This window comes from Pseudomonas sp. SST3, from assembly GCF_003325755.1.
In genome coordinates this window covers 1-3,502 of sequence record NZ_QORI02000171.1, presented here as the reverse complement: position 1 = coordinate 3,502, position 3,502 = coordinate 1, and the positions used below count along the sequence as shown (strand labels likewise).

The following is a 3,502-nucleotide window of genomic DNA, read 5'->3' as shown; positions in this document are numbered from 1 at the left end:
GGTCAAGACAGCGCTGCGGGCGCCAGCTGGGAAACGTGGCTTCGACTTGCGGCGCCAGCATTAACCCCAGGTCGCGCAGCGGAGAATTCTGCAGCAGGTCGTTTGGCATGGGTGTTCATGTCACCCATGAGCACCTGGTGCTTGTAGTTGCCAATCAATTCACGCACGTAGGCCAGTTGCAGGTTGCGCGTACGCCCCCCGAGGGCCAGGTGCATCATCACCACCACCAAGGCTTCCGGGCCTTCGCCAAAACGCACAAGGATCGCCCCGCGCCCTTTGGGGCCTGGCAAGGGGTGATCTTCGATAGCCGTGGGTTTGAGGCGGCTGAGTACGCCATTGCTGTGCTGCGCCAGGCGCCCCAGGTTGCGGTTGAGTTGCTGATACCAGTACGGGAAGGCGCCCAGCTGAGCCAGGTGTTCCACCTGGTTGATATAGCCGGAGCGCAGGCTGCCGCCGTCGGCTTCCTGCAGCGCGACCAAGTCGAAGTCGCTGAGCAGGTCGCCGATTTTTCTGCAGGTTACCGGTACGCCCCTTGTGGGGCAGCAGGTGCTGCCAGCCACGCGTGAGGTAATGCCGATACTTCTCGGTACTGTTGCCCACCTGGATATTGAAACTGAGCAGGCGCAAGCGGCTATCTGCCGGCAGGCCTGTGGACTCCAGGTGATGCTCGTTGACCTGCGGTTCATGCAGGCCAACGACACGCTCGGTACCCCAGCGGCGCATGGCGAGCCCCTTACTTGGCAGCGCGTTCTTTGGCAATCAGTTTGGTCAGCAACGTTGAGGGTCGCTTCAGGACCACCGGTGCTGCCCAGGTCGAAACGGTATTTGCCGTTGACGATCAGCGTGGGAACGCCTTGCACGCCGTACTTCTGCGCGAGTTCCTTGGCCTGTTTGATCTGGCCCTGGATAGCGAAAGAGTTGAAGGTCGCCAGGAACTTGTCCTTGTCGACACCTTGAGTAGCAACGAAGTCAGCCATTTCGTCCGGTTTGGTCAGGCGCTTGCCCTGTTTCTGGATCGCTTCGAAGACGGCGTTGTGGACCTTGTGCTCAACACCCATGGCTTCCAGGGTCAGGAACAGTTGGCCGTGGGCGTCCCATGGGCCACCGAACATGGCGGGAATGCGACGGAAGTTAACGTCCTTGGGCAGCTTTTCAGCCCATGGGTTGATAGTCGGCTCGAACGCGTAGCAATGCGGGCAACCGTACCAGAACAGCTCCACCACCTCGATCTTGCCGGGTACCGCAACCGGAACCGGATTAGACAGCTCAACATAGGTTTTACCGGCTTCAAGCGGCACATCGGCAGCTTGTGCGGTCATGCCGAAGAGGCTGGCAGTGACGAGAGCGGCGCTGAGGATCAGATTACGCATGCTTTACTCCTGGACAAATAAAGTCGCCTCACGCGACCTTTGTTGTGACAGGTCTACGCGGACATGAGTTCGTTAGTGTAACGGCAGCGGCCACAAAAAGGGCGGCCTGAGCCACCCTTTTTATGCTTGCATCGCGGGATTAATCGAGCGTTAACGCCCAGCCCCGTCAGTGCAGGCCCTGGATATAACTGGAGAGGGCTGCGATGTCTTCGTCGCTCAGCTTGCGAGCGATGGTGCGCATGGTCATGGCGTCCCCATCGTTGGCCCGGCCGGCTTCTTCTTTGCGAAAGTCGGTCAACTGCTTGGCGATGTAGGTGGCGTGCTGGCCGCTCAGGTGCGGGAAGCCTGCGGCAGCGTTGCCTGCACCATTGGGCGAGTGGCAACCGGTGCAGGCAGGTAAGCCTTTTTTCCAGGTTACCGCCACGGAACAACTGCTCTCCGCGGGCGACCAGTTTAGGGTCGGCAGCTCCCACGCTGCCCTTCTGGCTGGCAAAATACGCCGCGAGGTCCGCCAGGTCCTGATCGTTGAGATTTGGTCAGCAGGCCGGTCATTTCCAGCACCGTGCGCTTGCCGTCCTTGATGTCGTGCATCTGCTTGCTCAGGTAACGTTCACCCTGCCGGCCAGTTTGGGGAAGTTCGGCGCCGGGCTGTTACCATCCGGCCCGTGGCAGGCACCACACACGGCGGCCTTCGCTTGACCGGCAGTGGCATCACCTTTGACGGGGCCCTCTGCAGCGACGGCAGCGCCTGTGATGCCCAAGGTCAACAGCAGACTCACGATCAGTTTGTTCATCAGCTAATCCAACTACGGCTAAGGGTTTAAGAGTTATCTACCGGGTTTACTCACCATCAAATCAATGACGGCCTGGTAATCCTCAGTACTGCAGTCCATGCACAAACCACGCGGCGGCATTGCCTTGAAACCCTGGGTCACGCACTGCGTCAGCCTGACCATGCAAACTCGGTTGATCCTGTGTAGCCTGAGCGCCGTAAAGCGGAATCAGGGCAGCAGAAGCGAGCAACCGTCGGTCCATACATCGACCTATTCAGGGTTTGAGAGCGTTTTGCGTTCTAATGCGCAATAAAGGTCTTTCGCTCCCGTGAACCTCATCCTTCGCTGGGACAAAAGCACACACAAAATCTGCGGCATTATATACTGGCGCTACTGAAACGGAAACGACACCGCTTGCCGCACCCTTTCTCGGCACCGCCCACATCGGAAATCTCATGCAACTCAAGAACCCCATCCTCGGCCTGTGCCAACAGTCCACCTTCATGCTCAGCGCCGCCAAAGTGGACCAATGCCCCGATGACGAGGGCTTTGAAGTCGCCTTTGCCGGCCGTTCCAACGCCGGTAAATCCAGCGCACTGAACACCCTGACTCACGCCAGCCTGGCGCGCACCTCGAAAACCCCGGGCCGCACGCAACTACTCAATTTCTTCAAGCTAGACGATGATCGGCGTCTGGTCGACCTGCCGGGCTACGGTTATGCAAAAGTACCTATCCCGCTGAAGCTGCACTGGCAGCGTCACCTTGAGGCTTACCTGGGTGGTCGCGAGAGTTTGAAGGGTTTGATTCTGATGATGGATATCCGTCATCCAATGACCGACTTCGACTTGCTGATGCTCGACTGGGCTGTCGCCAGCGGCATGCCGATGCACATTTTGCTGACCAAGGCCGACAAGCTCACCTACGGCGCAGCCAAGAACACCCTGCTCAAAGTGCAGTCCGAAATCCGTAAGGGCTGGGGCGATACCATCACGATTCAACTGTTCTCCGCCCCCAAGCGCATGGGCCTGGAAGAAGCCTACACCGTACTGGCCGGCTGGATGGAATTGGCGGACAAGGGCGCAGAAATCGCCGAATAACTTTTCTGCGGGCAAAAAAAACCCCGGACTTCTTTTGGGGAGGGGAAGTTCGGGGTTCAAGTTCCGGACCGCTAGGGCGGGGTCCGGAATTATCTGCCAACACTTAACACAACATAGGAGCATTGAAGGGCTTCACCACCCATTCAGTAACTCTGAGTGGCAGTTCACAGGTTAAGTTCCGACAGGCTCAAAAAACTATTGGAAATAACTGACCCCCGTTTGCGCTCTAAACCGCTTCGCCACCACTCGCGATGATGGCAAA

Annotated in this window: 1 protein-coding gene and 4 pseudogenes; 1 reads left to right on the top strand and 4 read right to left on the bottom strand. The window is 58.3% G+C overall.

The window, feature by feature from the left end; genetic code table 11:
* The 4 pseudogenes from DQ405_RS25960 to DQ405_RS27970 form a co-directional block, all read right to left on the bottom strand.
* A pseudogene (locus DQ405_RS25960) lies at positions 1-723 on the bottom strand (endonuclease/exonuclease/phosphatase family protein); the annotation flags it as partial.
* Positions 724-733: 10 nt separating this feature from the next.
* A pseudogene (dsbA, locus tag DQ405_RS25955) lies at positions 734-1,370 on the bottom strand (thiol:disulfide interchange protein DsbA).
* A gap of 166 nt (positions 1,371-1,536) precedes the next feature.
* A pseudogene (locus DQ405_RS25950) lies at positions 1,537-2,164 on the bottom strand (c-type cytochrome).
* Positions 2,165-2,197: 33 nt separating this feature from the next.
* Positions 2,198-2,405: pseudogene (locus DQ405_RS27970) on the bottom strand (cytochrome).
* A gap of 193 nt (positions 2,406-2,598) precedes the next feature.
* On the opposite strand from DQ405_RS27970, the gene yihA reads away from it, so the two are divergent.
* Positions 2,599-3,240: a ribosome biogenesis GTP-binding protein YihA/YsxC gene (gene yihA, locus DQ405_RS25940; RefSeq protein WP_003187369.1), complete on the top strand. Its 642-nt coding sequence runs from the start codon at positions 2,599-2,601 to the stop codon at positions 3,238-3,240.
* The last annotated feature ends 262 nt before the right edge of the window (positions 3,241-3,502 follow it).